The organism is Micromonospora sp. DT81.3 (genome assembly GCF_049847225.1).
Classification (GTDB): Bacteria; Actinomycetota; Actinomycetes; order Actinomycetales; family Microbacteriaceae; genus Microbacterium.
Genome location: NZ_JBNCNY010000002.1, coordinates 573,192 through 591,273 on the forward strand (window position 1 = coordinate 573,192; position 18,082 = coordinate 591,273).

Below are 18,082 nucleotides of genomic sequence, written 5' to 3' on the forward strand. Positions count from 1 at the left end.
GACGTCAGCCCTTGACGTAGGGCTTGCCCGCCGCGGCGGGGCCGCGTATCTGCCCGGCGAAGCCGGCCACGGCGATGATCGTGACGAGGTAGGGGAGCATCAGCATGAACTCGCTGGGGATCGGGGTCCCGAGCACCGTCAGCAGGTTCTGCAGGTTGGTGGCGAAGCCGAACAGGAGGGCCGCCAGAGTGGCTCGGATCGGATCCCAGCGACCGAAGATCACCGCCGCCAGAGCGATGAAGCCGAGCCCGGCCGTCATCTCCTTCGAGAATTGGCCGACCGAGACCAGGGTGAAGTAGGCGCCGCCGATGCCGGCGATGGCGCCGGCGAGCGACACATTCCAGAACCGGGATGTGTTCACCTTGATGCCGACCGTGTCGGCGGCCTGCGGATGCTCGCCGACGGCGCGCAGGCGCAGTCCCCACCGGGTGCGGTACAGGCCCCATGCGACCAGAGCGACCGTGACGTACATCAGGTAGACGATGAAGGTCTGGTTGAACAGCACCGGGCCGATGATCGGGATGTCGCCGAGGACCGGGATCTCCCACCGCGTGAAGCGGACCGGACGATTGAGCGCGGCCTCATTCGGCACGAGCAGTGCACCGTAGAGGAAGCCGGTGAGACCCGTCACCAGCACGTTCAGGACGACACCGACGATCACCTGGTCGACGAGGTACCTGATCGAGAAGGCCGCGAGCACGAAGGCGACGAGGACGCCCCCGATCATCGCGCCCACGAGCCCCACGAAGGGGTTCCCGGTGATGCTCGCGAGAAGCGCGGCGCTGAAGGCGCCGAAGAGGAACTGGCCCTCGATCGCCACGTTGACCACGCCGACGCGCTCGCCGATGACGCCTCCCAGCGCACCGAAGATGAGCGGGATGGACAGCGACAGCGCCCCGAAGAGCAGGCCGGTGACCGGCACGAGCCCGCCCGCGGCCGCCCACACCAGGAAGCCGAACATGGCGAGCACGCCGTAGACGATGGACAGCCAGATGCCGCTGCGCCGGTAGGCCCATGCATCCCAGAAGGCCCAGGCCGTAAGCAGGACGAGCACGCCGAATACGATCCACGTCGTCGCCGCGGTCGGCACGCTGACGTTGGGCAGCGCGATCGATGACGTCGGGTCGCCGAGCCGGAACGTGCTGACGCCGTCTCTGGGAACGAGCAGGAACAGCAGCCCGAGAAGCACGGTGGCGATTGCCAGTGAGATGGCGAGCTTCCAGTGCCGCACCTGCACGGTTGCGAGCTGGATGACGTCATCCGGAGCGGGAACGGGGGCCGGGGTGGGGGCGAGCGCCGTCATGCCGACACCGCCTTCTTCGCGGCCTTGGCTCTGGCCTTGGCCGCCTTCTCGGCATCCGTCTTCGGCAGGAAGAAGATGGTCCGCACCAGCGGGGGCGCCGCGATGAAGAGCACGATCAGCGACTGCACGACCAGCACGATGTCGACGGGGATGCCCTGCGATGCCTGCATGGTGAAGCTTCCGGCTTTCAGTGCTCCGAAGAGCAGGCCGGCGACGAACACGCCCCACGCGCGGCTGCGGCCGAGGAGAGCGACCGTGATCGCGTCGAACCCGATTCCCGCGTCGATGTAGCCGTCGAATCCGGTGGTGACCGCCCCCTGGATCTGGTTCATTCCGGCGAGGCCCGCAAGCCCACCCGCGAAGAGCATCGCGTAGATGTACATGCGCTGCACCGAGATGCCCGATGCGCGGGCCGCGTGCGGATTCTCGCCCACCGCGCGCAGCCGGAAGCCGAGGCTGGAGCGCTCGATGAGCCACCACACGAACACCGTGGCCGCGATCGCCAGGATGAACCCCCAGTCCAGCAGCGGGAAGCGAGGACCGAACAGGTCCGGGAACTGGGCGTTCGGCGGCGTCGGAGAGGAGATCGGCTGGTCACCCGCGGGGCGCTGCAGCAGCGCCGGCGAGCGGACCATCCACGTCACGAGGTAGAACGCGACGTAGTTCAGCATGATGGTGAGGATGACCTCGTGCGCACCCGTGCGGGCCTTGAGCACACCGACGATGCCACCCCAGATCGCGCCGCCCGCGATACCGGCCGCAAGGGTGAGGGGCAGTTGGAGGATCATCGGCAGGTCGAGGTTGAACGTCACCAGCGCCGCGGTCGCGCAGGCGATCAGGATCTGACCGCGGCCGCCGATGTTGAAGAGGCCGACGCGGAACGCCAATGCGACTCCGAGGCCCGCGGCGATGAGCGGTGCGGCGAAGCCGAGGGTGTTCGTGAGGGGACGGATCTGCGCCGCGAAGTCGGCGACACGCGCGTTGAAGACGGCCCCCCGGAAGAGCGCCTCGTACCCTCCGTACACCGCGCTCCAGACGGCGGCGAACGTGTCGCCGGGGCGCGAGAAGAAGTAGACCGATGCGGCGCGCACCTCCTCGTCGGTGATGGCCATCAGGATGCCGCCGACGACCATCGCCGCCACGATGGCGAGGATCGTGGTGACGGCGCTGCCCCGGAGAAGGTCCTTGATGAACACGTTCTGGCGCGGGGGGCCGGGAACATCGGCTCCCGTGACCTCGGCGCCCGCCACATCGGCACGGACCTCGGGCGTGCCCGTCAGCGGCCCGGAGACCGGTGGCAGCTCGTCGGAGGGCAGCCCCTTCATCGGCTCGCCGGTTCCGGGCGTTCTGCCGCTCGTTCCGTCGTTCACGCGGCCACCACCTCCTCCGGCTTCTCGCCGGCCATCATGAGGCCGAGCGTCTCTCGCGGCGTGTCGCCCGGCACGATTCCGACGATCTGGCCGCGGTACATCACCGCGATCCGGTCGGCGAGCGCGACGACCTCGTCGAGCTCGGTCGAGACGACGACCACGGGGATGCCGGCATCCCGCGTCTCGATGATCCGCTTGTGGATGAACTCGATCGAGCCCACGTCCACGCCACGCGTCGGCTGGGCGGCGAGGAGAAGCTTCAGTTCTCGGCTCATCTCGCGCGCGATCACGACCTTCTGCTGGTTGCCTCCGGACAGCGCACCGGCGGGAGTCCCGGCGCCCTGTGTGCGGATGTCGTATTCGCGGATCCGCTCGTCGGCGAACTCGCTCAGCACGCCGCTGCGGATCGTCCCTCCGCGGACGAACGCGCGGTCGCCCGAGCGATCGAGGATCAGGTTCTCGGCCACCGTGAAGGTGCCGACCAGGCCGTCTTCTGTCCGGTCCTCGGGCACGAATCCGACGCCTTCGTCGAGGATGCCGCGCACGCTCCTGCCGACCAGTTCCACCCCGGCGAGTGCCACCGAGCCGGTCACCTTGTCGGCGAGGCCGACGATCGCCTCGACCAGCTCCGTCTGCCCGTTCCCCTGCACCCCGGCCACGGCCAGCACCTCCCCCGGCCGCACGTCGAAGCTGATGTCGTCGACGACGACCGCGCCAGTGGGCGTGAGGACGCGCAGGTTGCGCACCACGAGACCGCCTTCATCACGAATCCGAGGCGCGTTCTTGTGGACGGTCAGTTCGACGGCGCGGCCGACCATGAGCGACGCGAGCTCCGCGTTCGTCGCCGTCGGAGCGGCCTCGCCCACGACCTTGCCGAGCCGGATGACGGTGATGCGGTCTGCGACGGCACGCACCTCGCGGAGCTTGTGGGTGATGAAGACGATCGAGGTCCCCTCATCGCGCAGCTGGCGCATGATCGCCATCAGCTCGTCGGTCTCTTGCGGGGTGAGCACGGCCGTGGGCTCATCGAAGACGAGCACCTTCGCATCGCGGGACAGCGCCTTGATGATCTCCACCCGCTGCTGAACGCCGACCGGCAGATCGCCGACCAGGGCGTCCGGATCCACATGGAAGCCGAAGCGCTTGGCCACGTCACGCACATGCTGGCGCGCCTTCGGGAGGTCCAGCGAACCGAGGGCCTTGGTGTCCTCGTGCCCGAGCATGACGTTCTCGGCGACGCTGAAGACCGGGATCAGCATGAAGTGCTGGTGCACCATGCCGATGCCCGCCGCCATCGCATCGCCAGGTCCCCGGAACCGCTGCACGGCGTCGTCGAGGAGGATCTCACCCTCGTCCGCCTGATAGAGCCCGTACAGGACGTTCATCAGGGTCGACTTCCCGGCCCCGTTCTCGCCGAGGAGGGCGTGGATCTCGCCGGGCTGGACCACGAGATCGATGTGGTCGTTGGCGACGAGACTGCCGAACCGCTTGGTGATTCCGCGGAGCTCGAGCTTCATACTGTGCACCCTATCGAGTCGGGTCAGGGGCTGGAAGGAACCGCGGCCGGTCGGATGCGAAGCATCCGGACCGGCCGCGGTGATGGTGGTGCTGCCGACTACGGCGAGCTGGGCGAGGTCACCTCGAGCTCACCCGAGATGATCTGCTCCTGCAGCGCGGCGAGCTCCTCGACGAGACCATCGGGCAGCTGCGACTCGAACGCGCCGAAGCCGGAGAGTCCGACGCCCTCGTTCTCGAGCGTGCCGACGTACGGGGCGACGTCGAAGTCGCCGGTGGCGGCGGCCATGGTGGCCTCGTAGACGGCCTGGTCGATGCGCTTCATGATCGACACGAGCACGATGTCGGCGACGGTCGGGTCGACGACGGCGAGGTCGGAGTCGACACCGAGGATCACGGTGTCGGCGCCGCTGTCGGCGATCGCGTCGCGCGCGCTCTGGTAGATCGGGCCACCGACCGGCAGGAGCACGTCGGCACCCTGGTCGAGGACGCCCTGCATGGCCTGCTTCGCGGTGTCGTTGGCGGCGAAGCCACCGGTCATGGAGCCCTGCTGGGCTGCGACATCCCAGCCGACGGTCGCGACGTTGGCGCCCTTGTCCTCGTTGTACTTGGCGACGCCGTCGACGAAGCCGTCCATGAAGATCGTGACGGGCGGGATCGGGATGCCGCCGACGGTGCCCACCTTGTTGGCGCCCGACTGAGCCGACCACGCCGCGGCGGCGTAGCCGCCCAAGTAGGCCGCCTGAACGGTGTCGAACATCAGCGGCTTGATGTTGGGCGCGTCGGTCTCGCCGTCGAACGTCGGCTTCCCATCCGCGTCGGTGTCGCCCTCGTTGTCGGCCCAGTCGTCGATGATCGCGTAGCTGATCTCCGGGTTCGCCTTTGCGGAGGCGACCGTGTCGGCCGACAGCTTGAAGCCGACCGAGACGATGAGCGTGCAGCCCTCGGCCACGAGGTTCTCGAGGTTCGGCGCGTAGTCGTTGGCAGACGCGGACTCCACCTCGATCATCTCGACGCCGAGCTCATCGGCGGCGCGCTCCATGCCCTCCAGCGCGGACTGGTTGAACGACTTGTCGTTGAAGCCGCCGTCATCCGACACGAGGCAGGGCTTGTAGCCCTCGACCGCGGTGGCGCCGCCGCCGGGTTCCTCGGTCGCGTCGGTCTCGGGCGGGGGGGACGCGCAACCCGCCAGGGCTACGAAGACGCTTGCAGCAAGGAATCCGCCGAGCACTCTTTTACGGGTTGAAATGGTCAACTCAGCCTCCACAGGGATGCACCCGCGGACCTCGCGGGTGACTGTACGAAATTACCTACTGTGACGGCCCGTTTGCATATCGACGAGTCCCCCGGGGGGCAATGGTTACAAAGACGCAACAGTGCCGACATCCGATGCCGTGATCGGCGGCATCCAGGATCAGAGCACGTCGCCCCGGCCGTTCAGCTTCAAGGCATCCACCACGCCCTTCACCCGCTGAGCGTGCTCGCTGGTCGTGACCAGCAGAGCGTCCTCGGTGTCGACCACGACGATGTCCTTGACGCCGATGAGGCTGATCACGCGCCGCGTCTGGCTGACCACGATGCCGCTGGACGCGTCGGCGAGCACGCGCGCGTTCTCGCCCAGGATCGCCAGGTCGTTGCCGCGGCCGTGCGAGTTGAGCTTGGCGACGCTGGCGAAGTCGCCCACGTCGTCCCAGTCGAAGTGCCCCGGGATCACCGCGAGCCGGCCCTTGTCGGCGGCGGGCTCCGCCACCGCGTAGTCGATCGCGATCTTGGTCAGGTTCGGCCAGATGCGGTCGACCACCGGACCCCGCGCCTCCCGGTCGTCCCAGACCTCCGCCAGCTCCATGAGCCCGGCGTGCAGCTCGGGCTGGTTCTCGGCGATCTCCGCGAGCAGCACATCGGCACGGGAGATGAACATGCCGGCGTTCCACAGGTAGGCGCGATCGGTGACGTACTCGCGCGCCGTGTCGAGGTCGGGCTTCTCGACGAAGCGCTCGACGAACGCCGCCTCGGGGGCGCCGTCGATGACCAGCTCGCCGGCCTTCTTGATGTAGCCGAAACCGACCGCCGGCTCCGACGGCTGGATGCCGATCGTGCAGATGTAGCCCTCGCGGGCGACGGCCACCGCCTGCTGCACCGCCCAGTCGAACTGGCGCACCTGGCGGATGACGTGATCGGCGGCGAAGGAGCCGATGATGACGTCGGGCTCGCGCCGGGAGAGGATGGCCGCGGCCAGCCCGATCGCCGCGGCGGAGTCGCGCGGCTCGGATTCGAGGATGACGTTGTGGTCCGCGATGTCGGGCAGCTCCCGCTCGACGGCCGCGCGATGCGCGCGGCCGGTGACCACCGCGATGCGGTCCTCACCGGAGAGGGGGGCCAGCCGGTCCCAGGTGTCGCGGAGGAGGGTCTGTCCAGACCCCGTCAGGTCGTGCAGGAACTTCGGCGCGTCCGCTCGGGAGAGCGGCCACAGCCTGCTGCCGATGCCGCCTGCGGGGATGACGGCGTAGAAGCCGGGGATCGATTCAGCCATGCCTTCAGGGTAGTGCGGGCATGTTTCCGGCCTGCGACACGAGGGGAACGGGACATCTCGACGTCGAGACAGTTGGGCGGGGCTCAGTCGCCCGCCCTGCCGTGTCCGAATAGGATGGATGCGAGCGCCCGCGCGGGGTGCGGGGCAGCGAACGCCTCGCCGAGATGAAGCAGGGAGGACGACAGTGTCTGCAGGAATACGCGTGACACCGTCCATATCGGAGACCACGTCCAGGGTTCCCCGGGGGACGCTGTACCGGGGCCGCGAGGGCATGTGGTCGTGGGTGCTGCACCGCATCACGGGCGTCGCGATCTTCTTCTTCCTCCTCGTGCACGTGCTCGACACGGCGCTGATCCGGGTGTCCCCCGAGGCGTACGACGCCGTGCTCGGCACGTACAAGAACCCGATCATGGGTCTCGGCGAGGTCGTGCTCGTCGCGGCGATCGTCTTCCACGCCTACAACGGGCTGCGCATCATCGTCGTCGACTTCTGGTCGAAGGGCGCCCGCTACCACCGGCAGCTGTTCTGGGGAGTGCTGGGCCTCTGGGCCGTCACGATGGCCGGTTTCGCACCCAGACATCTGATGAACGTGTTCGCGGGAGGGGGAGAGTGATGACCACCGCCGTGCCACTGGATGCGCCTCGTTCGCCGCGCTCCACCGCCCCGCGCAACCGGGGCGTCAACCTCGAGAAGTGGGGCTGGATCTACATGCGCGTCTCGGGCGTGCTGCTGATCGTCCTGATCTTCGGGCACCTCTTCGTCAACCTGATGGTCGGCGAAGGCATCCATGCCCTCGATTTCGCCTTCGTCGCCGGAAAGTTCGCCAGTCCCTTCTGGCAGTGGTGGGACGTGCTGATGCTGTGGCTCGCACTCATCCACGGCGCCAACGGCATGCGCACGATCGTCAACGACTACGTCACCACCCCGAAGGTGCGCCGGGTGCTCGTCTGGGCGCTGGGACTCTCGGCCGCATTCCTCATCCTGCTCGGGACGCTCGTCGTGTTCACGTTCGACCCCTGCCTCGGTGTCACCGAAGACAGCGTGCTCTGGGCGACCTGCCAGGCCGCAGCATGAATCAGCGGATCGAAACGAAGAAGGCTCCCACCAAGTGACCCAGACCACCGACTCCGTCGTGCGCGACGGCGTGCACTACCACCAGTTCGACGTCGTCATCGTGGGAGCCGGCGGTGCCGGCATGCGCGCGGCCATCGAGGCGGGACCGGGCGCCAAGACGGCGGTCATCTCGAAGCTCTACCCGACCCGCTCGCACACGGGCGCGGCGCAGGGCGGGATGGCCGCGGCGCTCGCCAACGTCGAGGAGGACTCGTGGGAGTGGCACACCTTCGACACGGTCAAGGGCGGCGACTACCTCGTCGATCAGGACGCGGCCGAGATCCTGGCGAAGGAGGCGATCGACGCCGTCATCGACCTCGAGAACATGGGCCTTCCCTTCAACCGCACGCCCGAGGGCAAGATCGACCAGCGCCGCTTCGGCGGCCACACCGCCGACCACGGCAAGACCCCCGTCCGGCGGGCGTGCTACGCCGCCGACCGCACGGGGCACATGATCCTGCAGACGCTGTTCCAGAACTGCGTGAAGCTCGGCATCAACTTCTTCAACGAGTTCTACGTGCTCGACCTCATCACGGTGAAGGATGCCGCGGGCGGCACCAAGATCGCCGGCGTGGTGGCCTACGAGCTCTCGACCGGCGACCTGCACGTCTTCCAGTCCAAGGCCGTGATCTTCGCCACCGGCGGGTTCGGAAAGATCTACAAGACGACATCCAACGCGCACACCCTCACCGGTGACGGCGTCGGCATCGTCTGGCGCAAGGGCCTGCCCCTGGAGGATATGGAGTTCTTCCAGTTCCACCCCACCGGCCTGGCCGGCCTCGGCATCCTGCTCACCGAGGGTGCACGCGGCGAGGGCGCGATCCTGCGCAACGTCTCCGGCGAGCGGTTCATGGAGCGCTACGCCCCCACGATCAAGGACCTCGCGCCGCGCGACATCGTCAGCCGCTGCATGCAGCAGGAGGTCGCGGAGGGCCGGGGCGCCGGTCCGCATCGCGACTACGTCCTGCTGGACTGCACGCACCTGGGCGCGGAGGTGCTCGAGACGAAGCTGCCCGACATCACGGAGTTCGCCCGCACCTATCTCGGCGTCGACCCGGTCGTCGAGCCCGTCCCCGTCATGCCCACCGCGCATTACGCCATGGGCGGCATCCCGACGAACAACGACGCCGAGGTCCTCTCGAACAACACGACGGTCGTGCCCGGGCTCTACGCCGCCGGCGAGTGCGCGTGCGTGTCGGTGCACGGCTCGAATCGCCTCGGCACCAACTCGCTGCTCGACATCAACGTCTTCGGCAAGCGCGCCGGCAAGAACGCGGTGAAGTACTCGCAGACCGCCGAATTCGTGCCCCTCCCCGAGGACCCGGCCAAGGAGGTGCGCGAGCTCATCGAGGGCCTGCGCGCCAACAACGGCACGGAGCGCATCGCGGTGCTGCGCAAGACGCTGCAGGACGAGATGGACAAGAACGCCCAGGTCTTCCGCACCGAGGACTCGCTCAAGCACATGCTCGGGGTCATCGAGGATCTCCGAGGCCGCTTCCTGAACATCCACGTCGACGACAAGGGCAAGCGGTACAACACCGACCTGCTCGAGGCGGTCGAGCTCGGCTTCCTGCTCGACCTCGCCGAGGTCGTCGTCTACGCGGCCCGCAACCGCAAGGAGAGCCGCGGCGGTCACATGCGCGACGACTTCCCGAATCGCGAGGACGCCGAGTACATGAAGCACACGATGGCCTACCTCACCGGCGACCCCCACTCGTCGCAGGCCGATGACCACATCTCGCTCGACTGGAAGCCCGTGGTGATCACGCGCTACCAGCCCATGGAGAGGAAGTACTAGCCATGACGACCGCGACGGACATCATCGAGCGCACCGACGCCGACGCCGGGAACATCGCCAAGCAGGCGGAGGCCGGCGACACCGGCATCCAGTCGTTCCTGATCACCTTCATCATCCGGCGATTCGACCCGGAGGTCGACGCCGAGCCGCGCTGGGTCGACTACGACGTGGAGCTGTTCTCGACCGACCGCGTGCTCGATGCCCTGCACAAGATCAAGTGGGAGGTCGACGGCTCGCTGTCCTTCCGTCGGTCGTGCGCCCACGGCATCTGCGGCTCGGATGCCATGCGCATCAACGGCCGCAACCGCCTCGCGTGCAAGACGCTCATCAAGGACCTCGACATCTCGCAGCCGATCTACGTCGAGGCGATCAAGGGTCTGCCGCTCGAGAAGGACCTCATCGTCGACATGGAGCCGTTCTTCGCCTCGTACCGCGAGGTGCAGCCGTTCCTGATCGCCAACTCGGTGCCCGAGAAGGGCAAGGAGCGCGTGCAGTCCATCGTCGATCGCGAGATCTTCGACGACACGACCAAGTGCATCCTGTGCGCCGCGTGCACCTCGTCGTGCCCCGTGTTCTGGACCGACGGCCAGTACTTCGGACCCGCCGCGATCGTCAACGCGCACCGGTTCATCTTCGATTCCCGGGACGACGCGGGCGATGTGCGCCTCGACATCCTCAACGACAAGGAAGGCGTGTGGCGCTGCCGCACCACCTTCAACTGCACCGAGGCGTGCCCCCGCGGCATCGAGGTCACGAAGGCGATCGCGGAGGTCAAGCAGGCGGTCCTGCGAGGGCGGTAGTCGCCGGTATGCTCCCAGCGTGAGCAACGCCGCCCCCCAGTGCCCGAGCCCCACCCTGTGAGCGTCGGAGCGCCGGAAGTCCCCGTTCGATCTTCGCGTGTCGCCGTCACCGCGGCCTACGCCGCCCAGGGTCTGGGCTACGCCGTCGTCGTGACGTCGCTGCCGCTGCTCAAGCAGCGGTACGGCATCGACGACACCGCGGTGGCCCTGCTGGTGCTGCTCGTGTGCGTCACGGCGGCGTGCGGCTCGGTGCTGGCGGACGTGCTGGCGAAGTGGCGCGGAAGCCGCGTCGCCCTGGCCGTCGGGCTCGTCATCGAGGTCACCGGTCTCGTGCTCGTGGCCGCCGATTCTCCTTTCCCTCTCTTCGTCGCGGGATTCGGAATCTACGGCGTCGGGCTCGGCGCCGTCGACGCATCCGGCGCCATGCAGGGCGTGCTCATCCAGCGGCGGTACGGACGCGACATCATGGGCGGCTACTTCGCCGCGGCGACCGGGGCCGGGATCGTGGGCGCACTCGCGGTCGCCGGCGGCTCCGCACTCGGACTGCCCTCCGGAACGGTGCTCCTGTTCGCCGCGGTCGTGGCCGGGTCGGTGGCGCTGCTGGGTGTGGGACGCTTCGACCGCTCGCGGGCGGCCACGCCGGTCGGCAGCCACACCAAGGCGCCGCTGCCGCGTACCGGCATGTGGCTCTTCGGCTTCGTCATCCTGGCGGCCTTCACGCTCGATTCCGGAGTGAGCACCTGGAGCACCGTCTACCTGAACGACGACCTCCTGGCCGCCGCCGCGATCGCGCCCCTCGGCTACGCCGCCTATCAGGCCGCGGTGCTGGTCACGCGCCTGGCGGCCGACCGGGCCACCCGGCGCTGGGGCCGCCAGCGTGTGGTCGTGACCGCGACGTGCGTCTCCATCCTCGGATGCATCGTCGTTGCGTTCCTCCCCTTCGTCGGAGCCGCGATCGCCGGGTTCGCGCTGGCGGGCGTCGCCGTCGGTGCGCTGGTCCCCCTCGCGTTCACCTCGGCGGGGGCGCTGGAACCGGCCCGGGGCGACGAGGTGATCGCGCGCGTGAACCTCTTCAACTACGCGGGGGCGGTGCTCGGCGCGGTGCTGATCGGCCTTCTTGCGGATGGCCCGGGGCTCGCGATCGCCTTCCTGCTGCCCGCGGTCGCGCTCGTCGGGGTGCTCTTCGCGGCCCGGCGGTTCCGGGCGCCGGTGCCTGTGGGCGCAGACTCCGACGTCGAGGCCGCGGTGCCTCGCTAGTCTGTTGCTGTGTCCGACCAGCCCGTGCGCCCTGTGAAAGGCGGCCAGGCGGCATCCGTCGATCAGGATTCCGGCGCGACATCCGGCGCGGCATCCGGCCCTGCCTGGCGCGAGCGGTTCGAAGAGCCGGTGGAACGGGCGACCGAGCTCACGCGGCGCACGCTCGCATGGTTCCCCGTGCGGGTGTGGCGGCATTTCCTGGCGCACAACGGCTTCCTCCTCGCGGCGGGCGTGAGCTACCAGGCGCTGTTCGCGATCTTCGCAGCCATCTATGTGGCCTTCGCCGTCGCGGGGCTCCTGGTCATCGGAAGCGACAACCTGACCGAGTCCCTCATCAGGGTCATCAACACCTACATCCCGGGCCTCATCGACGCGAACGGGCCGATCACCCCGGAATCCATCGACTCCATCGCCACGGCGAGCACGAGCCTCTTCGGACTCACGGGAAGCGTCGCCCTCATCGCGTTGATCTGGACGGCGATCGGCTGGGTCACCTACTCGCGTTACGCCGTGCGGGACATCTTCGGGCTGCCGAAGGAACCGCGACCGTACGTGCTGATGAAGGCGCGCGATCTGCTGGCCGCGGTCGTCTTCGGGGTGGCGCTGCTCCTCGGCGCAGCCATCGGAGGATTCGCCACGTGGGCGCTGAACACCGTGTTCTCGCTTTTCGGCTGGACCATGGATTCGCTCTGGTACGAATCGACCGCCCGGGCGGCCGCGCTTCTGGTCGCGTTCGCCATCGACGCGTTGGCGCTCGCGTCGCTCTTCCGGTTCCTTTCGGGCACGTCGTTGCGGTGGCGGCTGATCTGGCCCGGGTCCCTGCTCGGCGGCGCCGCGGTCGTCATCGTGCAGATCGGTGCCGGGTGGCTGTTCTCCCGCGGACCCACCAATCCTCTGCTCGCCACGTTCGCCGTCTTCATCGGGATGCTGCTGTGGTTCCGTCTCGTCGGCATCATCACGCTCGTCGCGGCTGCGTGGATCGCCGTGGCCGCGGAGGACGCCGATGTCCCGCTCATCCCGGAGACCGAGTACGACCGCCGGGTCAAGGAGTATCAGGCGATGCTGCTCACCGCCGAAGTGGCCCTGCGCGAGGCACGCCGCGAACGGGAGGCGGCGCCGTGGGTCAGATCGTGGCAGGCGGACCGCGCGGTGCGCAAGGCGGAGGCGGAGCTGGAGCGGGTGAAGGGCCTCGAGCCGAAGCCGCAGCCGCGTGGCCTCCTGGGTGCGTCGCTCCGATCATGACGGCCGGTGTCCGCGGCGCTGATTAGGCTGGAACGTATGCCCCGCCGCGTACGCATCGCCTCCGTCAACGTCAACGGCATCCGCGCCGCAGCGCGCAAGGGCATGCACCCCTGGCTGGAAACGGCGGATGTCGACATCCTGACCCTTCAGGAGGTCCGTGCGAGCGCGGAGGACCTCGCGAGCGCGCTGCCCGGGTGGACGATCGTCGGCGACGAAGCGGTGGCCAAGGGCCGCGCCGGGGTCGCCATCGCGAGTCGCGCGGGATCCCTCGAGTCCCGAACGACACTGGGCGTCGACGCCGGCGACACCTCCGGTCGCTGGATCGAGGCCGACTTCGACATCGACGGCGAGCGCCTCGCGGTGATCAGCGCCTACGTCCCGACCGGCGAAGCGGACACGCCGAAGCAGGACGCGAAGTGGCTGTTCCTCGACGCGATGACGGCGCGGATGTCGCAGCTGAGCGCCCAGACGCCCCTCGGCGTCCTGACGGGCGACCTGAACGTCGGGCACCGGGAGTTCGACATCCGCAACTGGAAGGGCAACGTGAAGAAGGCGGGGTTCCTGCCCCGCGAGCGGGCCTACTTCGACCGGTTCGTCGGGCCTGCGGGCGAAGCCGTGGTCGGAGCCGACGGATCGAAGGGGACGGGGCTGGGGTGGGTCGACATCGGCCGCTCCTTCCACGGCGAGGTCGACGGCCCGTACACCTGGTGGTCGAGCCGCGGCAAGGCATTCGACACCGACACGGGATGGCGCATCGACTACCACCTCGCGACCGCGGCCCTTGCCCAGCGGCTCACGGACTACCGCGTCGTGCGGGCACCGTCGTGGGACACGCGGTGGAGCGATCATGCCCCCGTGGTGGCCGACTACACCCTGGGTGGCTGAGGGGCGGCGGGTTCGGCGGGCCGGGTGCCCGGGAGGCCGCCCGTAGGATAGGGAGGTGACACGACCTCGCCTCTATTCCGGCATGCAGCCCTCGGCCGACTCCCTGCAGATCGGGAACTACATCGGGGCCCTCATGCAGTGGCGCGAGCTGCAGCAGTCGTACGACGCGTACTTCTCCGTCGTCGATCTGCACGCCCTGACCCAGCCGAACGACCCGGCCGAACTGCGCGAGAAGACGCGGCGCACCGCTGCCCAGTACATCGCCGCCGGCATCGAGCCGTCGAAGTCGACGCTGTACGTGCAGTCCCACGTGCCGCAGCACGCCGAGCTCGCCTGGGTGCTCTCGACGATCACCGGCTTCGGCGAGGCAGGGCGAATGACGCAGTTCAAGGACAAGTCCGCCCGGTACGGCACCGACGCCACGAACGTCGGCCTCTTCACCTACCCGGTGCTCATGGCCGCCGACATCCTGCTCTACCAGACCGACGTCGTCCCCGTCGGCGACGACCAGAAGCAGCACGTTGAGCTCACGCGCGACCTCGCCGAACGGTTCAACAACCGGTATGGCGCGACCTTCGCGGTCCCCAGGCCCGTCATCCAGAAGGACACGGCCCGAATCTTCGACCTGCAGAATCCGACGGCGAAGATGTCCAAGTCCGCGGAGTCGGATGCCGGTGTGCTGTGGATGCTCGACGACCCGTCGGTGAGCGCCAAGAAGATCATGCGCGCCGTGACGGACAGCGACGGCTCGGTGCGTTTCGACCGCGAGGCGAAGCCGGGCGTGTCGAACCTTCTCGTCATCTACGCCGCCCTGACCGGGCGACAGATCCCGGCGATCGAGGACGAATACGCGGGTCGCGGCTATGGGGACTTCAAGAAGGGTCTCGCGGAGGTCGTGGTGGGCGAGTTCGGTCCGGTGCGCGACCGCGCCCTGGCGCTGCTCGATGACCGCGCCGAACTCGACCGGGTGCTCGCGGCGAACGCGGCGAAGGCGTCCGAGGTGGCGGGCGCCACCCTGAACGACGTCTACGACCGGATCGGGCTGCTCCGCCGGGTGTAGCCGGTGCCCGGGCGGCCGGGCGCCCAGGCGCCCAGGCGCCCGCCGAGCGCGGGCCGCCGTGCCGCGCCCGTCGCCGGAGCCGCCGGCGCGCCGAGCACCGGGGCGGTGCGAGCACTCGGGCGCAGTTTGGGCCGAGGACGGCTCCGGCGTGCCCCAAAGGCGGCCGTGCGGCCCTGATCTGCGCCTGAGTGCTCGGCGAACTACTCCGGTGGCTTGGCGCGCGGGTCAAGCTCTGGTGCTGAGCAAGCCACGGATCGCATCGACGACGGTCTCCGGCTGCCACATGATTGCGGATGCCCAGGGTCGCAGGGTCACGTAGCCCATAGCGGCCAGGGCGAGGTCCCGGGACCTGTCGCGCTGTTGAGACTTCCAGCCCTGATGGAACTCCTGGCTGTCGCACTCGATCACCAACCAGCCGTCGAGCACGAGGTCCACTCGTCCGACCCCCGGCATGCTTACCTGCACCTCGACATCGCACCCCAGCGCTCGGGCCATCAGCCGCACGAGTGTCTCGGGTCCGGATTCGCTGCGGCGGTCGAGGTGGCTGCGAAGCACACGGAAGCGCCGCGGCAGCAGCCTGAACACCGCGGCTATGCCTTCCTCGTCAACCCATCCCGCGTGCCACGCGCTGTCGAGGGTGGCGATCGCCGACCGAGGGTTCTGACACCGGCACGCCTGGGCGAGTGCCTCGATGATGTCTGTCGTGGTGCTTCGGGCGTCCGCGGCCGTGTGCCGCCAGTGTCGGACGATTCCGTGCCGGACTCCTGGCCCGTGACCGGTGCCGGGCGTCAACTGCACGTGGAGCATCGGCTTCTCCTGGACGAACACGCCCAACTCGCCGAGCAGGCTCAGGCAATCGAGTCGACCTCCGCAAGCGACCGCGGCGGCAACGTGCGCCGGGGCATCACCGTGCAGATACCGGTCCCGCCGAGCCCTGAGCAGTGAGCCGGAACGGAGAGCCCGGTCGATCGAACGCCTCGACAGACCTTCGGCGCGCAACTCCGCGTAGGACCAGCCGACCGTCCAGATCGGCGTGGCGGGCTGGGTTGCGGGTGGGGTCATGCCCCAAAGTGTGGAAGCCGGCCGCTCGAGTCGGGGGCGGGGTTCGCAGCCTGGGGAATCCGCCGCCGGCCGGCGACCTGTGCAGGAATCACCGCGCACTCGGGCGCAGATCGGCGTGTGCGGGGGCCAATCCGCTGCCTTAGTGGGGATCGGGCTAGAAGATCTGCTCCCGAGTGCACGCCGGCGGCGGTTGGGTTGCGGAATCACGGCCTCCGGCCGCCGCTTGGCCGGGATTGACGCGGTCGGACTCGCGAGCCGGAGGTCGGGGGTTGTCGGGGTCCGGTGGGCCGGGGTCGGCGCCGTGTGGGCGCCTTGGGTTGCGACGGAAGACGCCGTGCACTCGGGCGCAGAATCGCGTCCGAACGGCCTGTCGGGGCCGCAACGGTGCCCTGCGGCGACGGATCTGCTCCGAGGTGCACGCCGGCGGTGGCGACGAACCCACTTCCGAGTCCGCACCGGCGGTGGCGAGCGGACCTGCTCCCGTGTGCACGACCGGCGGTGGCAGATGAACGACGCTGGAGCGCGCGGCTGCGGGTTGGGTATCGTGGGCCCGATGGAACCGGTGACCCTGACCACGGCGCGCCTCGTGCTTTCGGCGCCTGCGGAGGACGACATCGACCCGATCACGGCCGGGTGCCAGGATCCCGAGGTCTGGCGGTATACGCCCGTGCCCTTCCCCTACGAGCGGCACCACGCCGAGGAATTCGTCGCCAACACCGCACGGTGGTGGGACACAGGCAGCGACTACGTCTGGTCGATCCACTCCCCCGAGGCGTTCGCCGGCATGGTTGGGCTGCACCGGGTCAAGGGCGGTGAGGCCGAGATCGGCTACTGGATGTCGCCCGGGGCGCGCGGCCGCGGATACCTCACCGAGGCGGCGCGGGCGGTCATCGACTTCGCCTTTGCGGAGCCGCTGAAGCTCGAGCGTGTCGAGTGGCGCGCCGTCGTGGGGAACGTCCCGTCGGCGCGCAGCGCCCGCAGCCTCGGGTTCCGGTACGAGGGACTGCTCCGAGCCGGCCTGGCCAGCCCGCGTGGACGGGACGACGGCTGGATCGCCGGGCTGCTCGCGGGAGACGATCGCTCGCCGCAATCCTGGCCGGTGCTCGAGAGCTGACCGCGCGGCGGCGGCCCGTGACAGGATAGGCGCATGCCGGAGATGCCCGAGGTTCAGGGGCTCGTCGACTTCCTGAACGGCCGGACGACGGGGCTCGAGGTCTCGCGCGTCACGGTCGCGTCGTTCTCCGCGCTCAAGACCTACGACCCGCCCGTGCACGCCCTGCAGGGCGCCGCGATACGCGGGGTATCGCGCCGCGGCAAATTCCTCGATGTGGATGCCGGCGCGGAAGGGGCGCCACTTCACCTCGTGTTCCACCTGGCCAAGGCCGGCTGGCTGCGTTGGTATGACGCGCTCCCCGGCACGCTGATCAGGCCGGGCAAGACGCCGATCGCGTTGCGGGTCGGACTCGGCGACGGCTCCGGGTTCGATCTCACCGAGGCGGGAACCAAGAAGTCGCTCGCCGTCTACGTGGTACGCGACCCGGATGAGGTGCCGGGCGTGGCTCGGCTCGGGCCGGATCCCCTCGACTCGGGCTTCACGCTCGACGTCTTCGCCGGTCTCCTGAACGGCCGTCGGACGCAGATCAAGGGGGTGCTCAGAGACCAGGCCACGATCGCGGGCATCGGCAACGCCTATTCCGACGAGATCCTGCACGCGGCGCGCATGTCGCCCTATGCGCTGGCCGCGAACCTGTCTGAGGACGACGTCGCGCACCTCTACGCCGCGATGAAGGAGACACTGACGGATGCCGTCGCCGAGGCATCCGGCAAGCCACCGGCCGACCTGAAGGACGCGAAGCGCCGAGGCATGCGGGTGCACGGGCGCGCGGGGCAGACCTGTCCGGTGTGCGGCGACACCGTGCGCAGTGTGTTCTTCGCCGACAACTCGCTCGAGTACTGCGCCACCTGTCAGACGGGCGGCAAGCCGCTGGCCGACCGCCGCTTGTCACGGCTGCTCAAGTAGCGGGTCCGCGGGACGGGGCGCGGGGGCCCTTCGTCTCGCTGCGCTCGCTCAGGGACCGGGTGACGAGGGCGACCCCCTTCGTCCCGCTGCGCTCGCTCAGGGACCGCAGGGAGAAGAGGGCTGCCCC

The 18,082-nt window shown here is 69.1% G+C and carries 16 protein-coding genes; 10 read left to right on the plus strand and 6 right to left on the minus strand.

Features of this window, described 5'->3' with window-relative positions:
- Positions 1-4: 4 nt before the first annotated feature.
- The 5 genes from ACPW96_RS06915 to ACPW96_RS06935 all read right to left on the minus strand — a co-directional run bounded on the left by ACPW96_RS06915 (position 5) and on the right by ACPW96_RS06935 (position 6,718).
- The gene (locus ACPW96_RS06915; RefSeq protein WP_425817034.1) at positions 5-1,303 is read right to left on the minus strand and encodes an ABC transporter permease; all 1,299 of its coding nucleotides are present in this window, start codon (positions 1,301-1,303) and stop codon (positions 5-7) included.
- Entirely contained in the window at positions 1,300-2,673 is a 1,374-nt protein-coding gene (locus ACPW96_RS06920) for an ABC transporter permease (RefSeq protein WP_425882455.1), read from the minus strand. Before ACPW96_RS06920 ends, ACPW96_RS06915 begins: the two co-directional genes overlap by 4 nt.
- Positions 2,670-4,190, minus strand: coding sequence for an ABC transporter ATP-binding protein (locus ACPW96_RS06925; RefSeq protein WP_425882456.1), 1,521 nt, complete (start codon positions 4,188-4,190; stop codon positions 2,670-2,672). Before ACPW96_RS06925 ends, ACPW96_RS06920 begins: the two co-directional genes overlap by 4 nt.
- 98 nt (positions 4,191-4,288) lie before the next feature.
- Complete coding sequence (locus ACPW96_RS06930) at positions 4,289-5,443, minus strand: BMP family lipoprotein (RefSeq protein WP_425882457.1); 1,155 nt, start codon at positions 5,441-5,443, stop codon at positions 4,289-4,291.
- A 159-nt stretch (positions 5,444-5,602) separates the two neighbouring features.
- Positions 5,603-6,718 carry a mannose-1-phosphate guanylyltransferase gene (locus ACPW96_RS06935; protein ID WP_425817027.1) on the minus strand — a complete coding sequence of 372 codons (1,116 nt, stop codon included), beginning with the start codon at positions 6,716-6,718 and terminating at the stop codon, positions 5,603-5,605.
- 202 nt (positions 6,719-6,920) lie between these two features.
- Between ACPW96_RS06935 and sdhC the strand changes: the two genes are divergently transcribed.
- From sdhC to trpS, 8 genes are read left to right on the plus strand one after another with little or no spacing between them, the layout of a single operon-like run.
- On the plus strand, positions 6,921-7,331 hold the full coding sequence (gene sdhC, locus ACPW96_RS06940; RefSeq protein WP_425882458.1) for a succinate dehydrogenase, cytochrome b556 subunit: 411 nt from the start codon (positions 6,921-6,923) through the stop codon (positions 7,329-7,331).
- On the plus strand, positions 7,331-7,792 hold the full coding sequence (locus tag ACPW96_RS06945; RefSeq protein ID WP_425882459.1) for a succinate dehydrogenase hydrophobic membrane anchor subunit: 462 nt from the start codon (positions 7,331-7,333) through the stop codon (positions 7,790-7,792). Before sdhC ends, ACPW96_RS06945 begins: the two co-directional genes overlap by 1 nt.
- A 34-nt stretch (positions 7,793-7,826) precedes the next feature.
- Entirely contained in the window at positions 7,827-9,629 is a 1,803-nt protein-coding gene (sdhA, locus tag ACPW96_RS06950; protein ID WP_425817021.1) for a succinate dehydrogenase flavoprotein subunit, read from the plus strand.
- Positions 9,630-9,631: 2 nt separating this feature from the next.
- Positions 9,632-10,429, plus strand: a complete 798-nt coding sequence (locus ACPW96_RS06955; protein ID WP_425817019.1) for a succinate dehydrogenase iron-sulfur subunit — start codon at positions 9,632-9,634, stop codon at positions 10,427-10,429.
- Between the two features lie 57 nt (positions 10,430-10,486).
- Positions 10,487-11,686, plus strand: a complete 1,200-nt coding sequence (locus tag ACPW96_RS06960) for an MFS transporter (RefSeq protein WP_425882460.1) — start codon at positions 10,487-10,489, stop codon at positions 11,684-11,686.
- A gap of 9 nt (positions 11,687-11,695) precedes the next feature.
- Complete coding sequence (locus tag ACPW96_RS06965) at positions 11,696-12,928, plus strand: YihY/virulence factor BrkB family protein (protein ID WP_425882461.1); 1,233 nt, start codon at positions 11,696-11,698, stop codon at positions 12,926-12,928.
- Positions 12,929-12,964: 36 nt separating this feature from the next.
- On the plus strand, positions 12,965-13,813 hold the full coding sequence (locus ACPW96_RS06970) for an exodeoxyribonuclease III (protein ID WP_425817013.1): 849 nt from the start codon (positions 12,965-12,967) through the stop codon (positions 13,811-13,813).
- A gap of 55 nt (positions 13,814-13,868) precedes the next feature.
- Positions 13,869-14,873 carry a tryptophan--tRNA ligase gene (trpS, locus tag ACPW96_RS06975; RefSeq protein WP_425882462.1) on the plus strand — a complete coding sequence of 335 codons (1,005 nt, stop codon included), beginning with the start codon at positions 13,869-13,871 and terminating at the stop codon, positions 14,871-14,873.
- 225 nt (positions 14,874-15,098) lie between these two features.
- On the opposite strand, the gene ACPW96_RS06980 is transcribed toward trpS, so the two are convergent.
- On the minus strand, positions 15,099-15,935 hold the full coding sequence (locus tag ACPW96_RS06980; protein WP_425882463.1) for a DUF559 domain-containing protein: 837 nt from the start codon (positions 15,933-15,935) through the stop codon (positions 15,099-15,101).
- Between the two features lie 553 nt (positions 15,936-16,488).
- Between ACPW96_RS06980 and ACPW96_RS06985 the strand changes: the two genes are divergently transcribed.
- Positions 16,489-17,049 (plus strand): GNAT family N-acetyltransferase, encoded by a 561-nt coding sequence (locus ACPW96_RS06985; RefSeq protein WP_425882464.1) that lies wholly within the window; start codon positions 16,489-16,491, stop codon positions 17,047-17,049.
- 33 nt (positions 17,050-17,082) lie between these two features.
- Positions 17,083-17,955: an Fpg/Nei family DNA glycosylase gene (locus tag ACPW96_RS06990; RefSeq protein WP_425882465.1), complete on the plus strand. Its 873-nt coding sequence runs from the start codon at positions 17,083-17,085 to the stop codon at positions 17,953-17,955.
- Positions 17,956-18,082: the final 127 nt, after the last annotated feature.

What these genes read in the sequence shown, in the direction of transcription:
- ACPW96_RS06915 (WP_425817034.1), bottom strand. Translation starts at nt 1,303, where the DNA reads ATGACGGCGCTCGCCCCCACCCCGGCCCCCGTTCCCGCTCCGGATGAC.
- ACPW96_RS06925 (WP_425882456.1), bottom strand. Translation starts at nt 4,190, where the DNA reads ATGAAGCTCGAGCTCCGCGGAATCACCAAGCGGTTCGGCAGTCTCGTC.
- ACPW96_RS06935 (WP_425817027.1), bottom strand. Translation starts at nt 6,718, where the DNA reads ATGGCTGAATCGATCCCCGGCTTCTACGCCGTCATCCCCGCAGGCGGC.
- ACPW96_RS06945 (WP_425882459.1), top strand. Translation starts at nt 7,331, where the DNA reads ATGACCACCGCCGTGCCACTGGATGCGCCTCGTTCGCCGCGCTCCACC.
- ACPW96_RS06955 (WP_425817019.1), top strand. Translation starts at nt 9,632, where the DNA reads ATGACGACCGCGACGGACATCATCGAGCGCACCGACGCCGACGCCGGG.
- ACPW96_RS06970 (WP_425817013.1), top strand. Translation starts at nt 12,965, where the DNA reads ATGCCCCGCCGCGTACGCATCGCCTCCGTCAACGTCAACGGCATCCGC.
- ACPW96_RS06980 (WP_425882463.1), bottom strand. Translation starts at nt 15,935, where the DNA reads ATGACCCCACCCGCAACCCAGCCCGCCACGCCGATCTGGACGGTCGGC.
- ACPW96_RS06985 (WP_425882464.1), top strand. Translation starts at nt 16,489, where the DNA reads ATGGAACCGGTGACCCTGACCACGGCGCGCCTCGTGCTTTCGGCGCCT.
- ACPW96_RS06990 (WP_425882465.1), top strand. Translation starts at nt 17,083, where the DNA reads ATGCCGGAGATGCCCGAGGTTCAGGGGCTCGTCGACTTCCTGAACGGC.